The organism is Candidatus Schekmanbacteria bacterium, from assembly GCA_003695725.1.
Taxonomy (GTDB): domain Bacteria; phylum Schekmanbacteria; class GWA2-38-11; order GWA2-38-11; family J061; genus J061.
The window spans coordinates 1-7,364 of sequence record RFHX01000066.1; the positions used below are offsets into that span (position 1 = coordinate 1).

7 protein-coding genes are annotated in these 7,364 nt (G+C 35.4%); 1 reads left to right on the plus strand and 6 read right to left on the minus strand.

What is annotated here, in order from left to right:
- Positions 1-175: 175 nt before the first annotated feature.
- Positions 176-1,192, plus strand: a complete 1,017-nt coding sequence (gene aroF / locus D6734_02995) for a 3-deoxy-7-phosphoheptulonate synthase (GenBank protein RMF96937.1) — start codon at positions 176-178, stop codon at positions 1,190-1,192.
- Position 1,193: 1 nt separating this feature from the next.
- Here the strand turns inward: aroF and D6734_03000 are convergent, their stop codons facing one another.
- The 6 genes from D6734_03000 to D6734_03025 all read right to left on the minus strand — a co-directional run.
- Positions 1,194-2,375 carry an MFS transporter gene (locus D6734_03000; protein RMF96938.1) on the minus strand — a complete coding sequence of 394 codons (1,182 nt, stop codon included), beginning with the start codon at positions 2,373-2,375 and terminating at the stop codon, positions 1,194-1,196.
- Positions 2,372-2,950: a methylated-DNA--[protein]-cysteine S-methyltransferase gene (locus tag D6734_03005; GenBank protein RMF96939.1), complete on the minus strand. Its 579-nt coding sequence runs from the start codon at positions 2,948-2,950 to the stop codon at positions 2,372-2,374. Before D6734_03005 ends, D6734_03000 begins: the two co-directional genes overlap by 4 nt.
- On the minus strand, positions 2,904-3,518 hold the full coding sequence (locus D6734_03010) for a prepilin-type N-terminal cleavage/methylation domain-containing protein (protein RMF96940.1): 615 nt from the start codon (positions 3,516-3,518) through the stop codon (positions 2,904-2,906). The genes D6734_03005 and D6734_03010 overlap by 47 nt, the downstream gene beginning before the upstream one ends.
- Positions 3,519-3,689: 171 nt before the next feature.
- Positions 3,690-5,720 carry a methyl-accepting chemotaxis protein gene (locus tag D6734_03015; protein RMF96941.1) on the minus strand — a complete coding sequence of 677 codons (2,031 nt, stop codon included), beginning with the start codon at positions 5,718-5,720 and terminating at the stop codon, positions 3,690-3,692.
- Positions 5,721-5,742: 22 nt separating this feature from the next.
- On the minus strand, positions 5,743-6,588 hold the full coding sequence (locus D6734_03020; protein RMF96942.1) for an HDOD domain-containing protein: 846 nt from the start codon (positions 6,586-6,588) through the stop codon (positions 5,743-5,745).
- 83 nt (positions 6,589-6,671) lie between these two features.
- Positions 6,672-7,364, minus strand: a 693-nt coding sequence (locus D6734_03025) for a chemotaxis protein CheB (protein ID RMF96943.1), incomplete at its 5' end; no start/stop codon positions are given.

The window sequence follows — 7,364 nt, forward strand, 5'->3', positions numbered from 1 at the left end:
AAAGAGATTAATTTAAAAAGGTTTGAAGAATAAATTAAATGGGATTCTAAATCAATAAAAATATTGTTTTGATCTTCTTTTAAATCAATAACTATTTAGTTTTTTAACTTCTTGACAATTGATTTTAGTGGTTTTATCAATAAAAATGAAGAAATTGTTATAGGGAGGATATAGGTTGATAATTGTAATGCAGCCGTCGGCAACGAAGGAAAATATCAACAGAGTTGTCAAAAAGATAAGGGATTTTGGGTATAAAACACATAAAATAGTAGGTGTCGAGCGCACAGTAATAGCGGCAGTGGGCGATGAGAGGGGCAAAGCGCGGCTACAATCTCTTGAGTCTTTGCCCGGTGTAGAATCTGTAATGCCCATTCTTAAGCCTTACAAACTGGCAAGTCGCGAATTCAAGTCAGAAAATACCATAATAAAGGTTGGCAATGTCAAAATAGGCGGAAAAAAGGTTGTTGTAATTGCAGGTCCATGTTCGGTAGAATCTTATGGCCAGATGCTATCTGCGGCAAAAGCTGCTAAAAAAGCAGGAGCTTCCCTTTTAAGAGGAGGAGCATTCAAACCGCGCACATCACCCTATAGCTTTCAGGGATTAGAGGAAGAAGGATTAAAGATTTTAGCCAAAGTGAGAGAAAAAACGGGTTTGCCTTTTGTAACTGAGATAATGGATACAACAGATGTAGATATGGTTGCTGAATATTCTGATATGCTTCAAGTAGGAGCGAGAAATGTACAAAATTTTGCTCTATTAAAAAAACTCGGTAAAATCAAGAAACCTATATTGCTGAAACGGGGAATGATGACGACTATGACTGAATTTTTAATGTCAGCCGAGTATATTCTTTCAGAGGGAAACGGCAGAGTTGTCCTTTGTGAAAGAGGTATTCGTACATTTGAAACAGAAACAAGAAATACTCTCGATTTAAGTTGTATTCCAGTAATGAAAAGCAAATCACATTTGCCCATTATTGTCGATCCAAGTCACGGTGTCGGATTAGTTGAGTATGTTCCTCCGATGGCAAAAGCTGCAATTGCCGCAGGTGCAGATGGACTTTTGATAGAAATGCACCCAAAACCTGAAGAGGCATTCTCCGATGGACAACAGTCGCTCAATCCAAACGCTTTTTCTGAGTTGATGAAAGGCCTCAAACCATTCATAAAAGCAGCCGGTAGGACTTTTTAAGTTAGAAAAATCTCTTCCTTTCTTTATCATCCAAGAAGTAAAAGTGTTTTTTACGAATAAATACATTTAGTGGAAGAAGTGTCAAAAGGGTAAGAAAGAGGAAAACACTCTTTAGCCCTAAAAATGAGAGAATAAATGTTGAAATTAGAGGCGCCGCTGCATTTCCCGTAAAACGGGCAGTGTTTAGGATTCCTATATCAGTGCCTGTATATCTATTGGCGACAATTCCGAGACAAAGCGGCATTATTGCTGCAGCGAAAAAGGTTTGCACAACACGCATCGTAGTAAAGGAATATACATTCTCAGCAAAGAGATGAAGAAGTTGAAAGAGTGAAGCCAATACAGAAAATAGGACAATGAAGTTATATATTTTCCTCTCAGACGGTAAAGAAGGAAGCAGATATGCACCGCAAAAGGAAGAAATGCCGTAAATGAAAACAATGACTCCTGCTGTAATTACCGAATCATTTTTGCTGTAATTGAAAGAGCTTAAAATGGTTGGCAAAATTGCTGGAAGGTATACGGTGTGAATTGTGGCTGAGAAGGAAAGAAACCATAGCTCGAGGTAGCGTAATTTGATCTTTTTATTTGGATTTTCAGAAAAGATTTCTTTGCCTGTGTTGTTTAAAAATACTGCTGTAAAAATAAATACCAATGCCATTATTGATGATGCAAGGATAAAAGCCGAAAAATAGCTGAATTTGTATGCAATATAAGCGCCTATTGGAGGACCAAAAAGTTGGCCTAAAGTTATTGAAGATTGAAATTTCCCTATTTGTGGAGAGAGCTCTTTTTGTGAGACAGATGATTTGAGTATTATAAGTCCTATTGTAGAAATTCCACCCATAATTCCTTGAATAAATCTAAATAGTAAAAGTAAAGGTAGATTTTGGGTAGAGGAAATTAGAAGTAGGACAATTGAGTGAGAGACAATCCCCCTGAGATAGAGGGTTTTTGGGTTGATTTTTGATGATAATTTTCCCCAAATCGGAGAAAAGATAGCGGCGCCAATATTGGAAGCGGAAAGAATCAAACCGGTCCATAAAATAGTTTTTGAAAGAGAATATTTACTTATTGAGTAAATATAAAAAGGGAGCAATACAATTATTGAGCTTAAAGAAAGTGCAGTGCCAAACTGGGCTATGAATAAAACTGATGTATTTTCTAAATAATCTGTTTTCAAAGTTTTTGATTTGTCTTTTTTTCCAAGGTTAAGAGTCTCTCTTTAATTTCCTTTCCTCCTGTGAAACCTCCCAAATCGCCATTTGATTTTATTATTCGATGGCAGGGAATGATTAAAGGAATGGGATTCTTCCCTAGGGCATTTCCAACAGCTCTTGACAATGAGGGGCTTCCTAATTTTTTTGCGATGCTCTGATAAGTTGTAGTTTCTCCATAAGGAATCTTTAATACAGCTTTCCAAACAGCAATTTCAAAATCTGTTGCTTTCAAAATGCATAGAGATTTGAATTGAGGCGCATTCCCTTTTTTAAGATATTTTAGGATGACAGAAGAATATCCTGCTGTTAGTTTTGCTGAATAAGATAATCTGACGAAGGGAAAAGAGGAAAAATATTTTATAAAACGTCTTTCAGAATCTTTACCAATAGTGATATTGCATATTAAATTATCAATTACGGCAATATATATTTTTCCTATTGGTGAATAAAAATGTGAGTAAAAGACTGTTGTTTTTTTATCTGCTAATCGACTATTTCCAGGGACCCTGTCCGTTTGAGCAATTTTCAACTGAAGCATCGTAAATCCATGTTTTTATTCTTCCATTCGTTGTTACGCTGATGGCTCTCCAATGAATGGTCTTTTGATCATGATCTTCATCGTCATCCTCAGGGATTAAATATACAGACCCATTTTTGTCGGGCCTTCCTGTTGGCGTGAATGTTACTTTGTCTCCTGTAAAGTGAATGCCGTCAGAGTCTATTGTGCCTCCGCAAGTGGTCCTTTTTACCCCTGACTTTGCTCTACCAAATTTGATTCCTGATGGAAGATGGTATCTTTCTGCATCATAAAGGGTTTCTGTAGGATCCTTTGTGCCATCGTTGTCATCATCATCAAGTATTTCATATCTATAAATGTTATTTGCGTCTGGAGAATAAAAATAAACAATAAAATTGTTGTTTTCAGATACAGCTTTAAGACGTGCCCATTGAAGGTTCGAAGCAAGAGTTCTTACTGCATTGTTGACTCGAAATTTAGGAAGCATATTTATAAGGTTAAACATAGCAATACCTGCAACTAAACCAATGATTACCACGACAATTATTATCTCAATCATGGTAAATCCTTTTATACCTTTTTTATTCATATGGCTGATAATCGAATTTAGAAATTTAAATGTGAAGGTCTCAGATAAAGTATATAGGGCTATTAAGTAAATGTCTATATAGTTATTGATAGAGTTTCTAATTTTTTGAAAATTTGAGAATTTCTCTTCCAAGAGAGAGATTTATATTATCATTGGAGAAAAACAGATTTTTTAAAAAGATTCTAATATCTTTTCGTCTTCAGAGCTATTGAAGGGAATTATATTTTCTACATTATTTTCTTTGACTATTTTAGTTGGATCTTTTTTCTTTTTGACTTTTCCTTTTTCAGTTAGGATAAAGTTGCCCATCATATCTTTTACTTCAGCAGATTGTCCTGCCAATTCTTGTGATGCGCTTGCAAGTTGTTGTGAGCTTGCGGCATTTTGTTGAGTTATTATGTTGAGCTGGTCAACTTCGGAAAAGATGTTGTTTGCTCTTTCATTTTGTTCTATCAATGCTTGTGCTATTTGCTTTATTTCATTGTTTGCTTTGTTGATGTGTTCGAGTGTTTCATTCATTATGTTAATTACCGAGTCATTGATTTGAACTGCGTTTTCAGCGTTTTCTATTGAATCTTTGATAAGTTCAGCCGAATTTCTTGCCGCTTCAGCACTCTTGATAGCAAGATTTCTTACTTCCTCTGCAACAACGGCGAATCCCTTTCCTGCTTCGCCTGCCCTTGCCGCTTCAACAGAGGCATTGAGAGCAAGAAGGTTTGTTTGAAAGGCAATTTCATCGATTGTCTTTACAATCTTTCCTGTCGCATCCGATGATTCCTTTGTTTTCAATATTGCTTCAGATAAGATATTCATTTTCTTCATGCTTTCATCTGTCAATTTTTTCGCATCTTCTGAGATTTCCATTGCATGCTTTGCTGAGTTGCTGTTTTTATTTGTAACTTCCTTCATTTCTTCGATGTTTTTAGAAATATTCTCCTGTGATTGTGTTTGTTCATATGCTCCGCCTGCAAGCACCTGACTGCTTTCCGAAATCTGTCTCGAAGCTTCAAGGACCTGTTCAGCCGAACATTTTGTCTGTAACAGAATTGTATCAAGATTTGAAACTGCTTTATTGAGCGATTCCTTTATTTTTGCGAATTCGCCAGCATAGTCATTTTTCATTCTAACGGCAAGGTTATAGTTTGCGATTTTTTCAAGTACTTCAGCTGATTCATCAATAGGTTTTATAATAGAATCGAGAAGTTCATTTGAAGTTACAGCAAGTTTCCTGAAACTTCCCTTATACTTTGATACATCAACTCTCTTTTTAAGATTTCCTTCCTTTGCGCTTCTGATGACTGCTTCAGTATCATCTATAACTTCTCTTAATGTATTCTGAAGGTTCAAGAAGGATTTATTCATCTCATCTTTTTCACTTTTCATTACTGCAGAAATTTTAAGTTTGCCATTTGCCAATTCGTTGACACATTTAGCGGCATTTTTTATATATTCTGTCAATTCTCTGAAAGCTTGCGCCAACATCCCTATCTCATCCTTTGAATTATATTCTATTTCTATATTTGTTTCGCCCATCGATATCCTCTTTGCTGTTTCTGAGATATCTTTCAGCGGTTTTGTAATTCTTCTTAAAATTAGGAAAATTATTGAAGCAAGAACTAAGGTAAGAAGGAATGATTTTATGAGATCTTTTCTTATGTTTGCGTTGAGCATCTTTATTTTCGAATTTGCCCACATTTCTAAATTTAAAAAAGCCATTATCTTTCCTTTTTCAACATTGCTGTGACAATCAATACATCTTTCATCTGCTTTGATTGGGATTAGTCCCTCAATGAACTCCTTACCTCTTATATTATTGTTTAAGTTAAAGTTTTCAGAATCACTGCCGGAATTGGATTTGACTAAATTTTTGATTTTCTCTTTTTGTAGTTTTTCACTTGCTTTTGAAGAGAGATAAATTTTCCCATCAGATGTTATAATTGATACTCCTTTGACAGAATCTATTTTAACTGCATCGTTGATTGTTTGCTGAATGATTTGTTTTTCACCTTTTACCATACTGCTTTTTATTACGGACTTTACTAAAGCCGATAAGTCAGTTGCTTCTTTAATCAGGTCTGTTTTAAATTCTTCTTTTGCTTTTTTGGTTTGAAAATAAGTGTTTATCCCTAAAATTATCAAGAGAGTGGAACAAATCATCAAAGCTGTTTTTATTGAAATCCCAATACCTTCACTCCTTTTCATTAGCAACTCCTCTTATAGTTGTTTATAGAAATGAATTTCCAATCCTCTCTACTTCAGTGACTAATTCAAAGATTATAAGATTTAGCTCTTTCCCTATTATTTCAAGAAGCTTGGCATTTTCTATCTCCGGTTTGTATGCAATACCATCTGCGCCAATTCCGATTCCTGCCATTAAACACATAAGGTCGCTGAGGTGTATGATTTCTATTGATTCTCTTATTTCTTCAGGGCTTTTATCCGGTTCATGATGATATTTAATTATTGTTGTCAGTTCATTTGGAAAATTCCACTTCTCAGAAAGTATTGCTCCAACTTCGGCATGTGTAGTATTTAGGATTTCTTTTTCAGCTTCCGAAAATGTGCATTTTTTTTGAATCACGAGTTTGTAAATTTTCATATATTCATTTTTTACATATCTGCTTAATATAAGTTTCCCTATGTCGTGGAGAAGAGATGCTGTAAAAAGCATAGTTTGGTTTTCTCTATTCATTTTCTTCAACAATATTTGTGAAGCGCTTGCGCATCCTGTCGAATGCCTATAAAGTTCTCCTTCATCAAGACAATATCCATCGATTTCTTCTTTCAAAAAATTTGCAGAACTTCCCATCAAAGCAATCTTGATAAGTTCATTAGTGCCAACATAAGTTGCCGCTTCATTGAGAGATGAAACCTTTCTCATTAGCCCATAATAAGCTGAATTGCATATTTTCAAGGTATTGGCTGTAATTGCTGGATCATACTTGATGATGTCAACTATCTCTGACAACTCAACATCCTTCTTATCAAGTAATGCTACAGTTTTCATAAAAACTGTCGGCAATGTGGGGAGAGTTTCGATACTCTCCATTATTTCATTTAAGCAGTTCATAACTGAGTTAACAGAAAAAATCTTTTAGATTAAATTTATCGTCATAACTCATTGATATTTTATAAATAAAATCTTCCATAGGATTAGCATACCTTTTGTACTTTTGAATTTTTTGATGCTGCTTTTAAAATTGAAGAAGCTATATCTTTCAAGTGTGCAATCTCGTTCACCGCACCGAGCTTAATCGCTTCCTGCGGCATTCCAAAAATAGCTGAGGATTCTTCGTCTTGAGCTATTGTGTAAGCTCCTCTTTTGTGCATTGCCAACAAGCCTTCTGCTCCATCTGAGCCCATTCCAGTGAGAAGCACGCCAACTGCATTTTCCTTTGCCTGTGAAGCAACAGAATAAAAGAGAACATCGATGCTCGGTTTTTGATAATTGATTAATGGTCCATCCTTTATTTTGGTAAAATAGTTGCCGTTGTTTTTTACGATACTAAGGTGTTTGTCTCCCGGTGCAATATATGCCTTGCCATCTTCAATCAGAGTATTGTCTTGAGCTTCGCAGACTTCCATTGCGCTTATTCCATTGAGTCGATCGGCAAATTGTTTTGTAAATCCTGCAGGCATATGAAGTACTATTACACAGGCAGGAGAATTTGGAGGAAGTGAAGTAATTATTTCTTGAATCGCCTGCGGTCCCCCTGTGGATGCGCCAATTGCTATGATTTTATTAAAAGAAAGAAATGAAGGTTGAATTTTTGGAATAACTTGATTGATATCTTTTCTATAAATTTTGCCATTGATTTTTGCTATGGCCGCTGCCCTGATAGAATG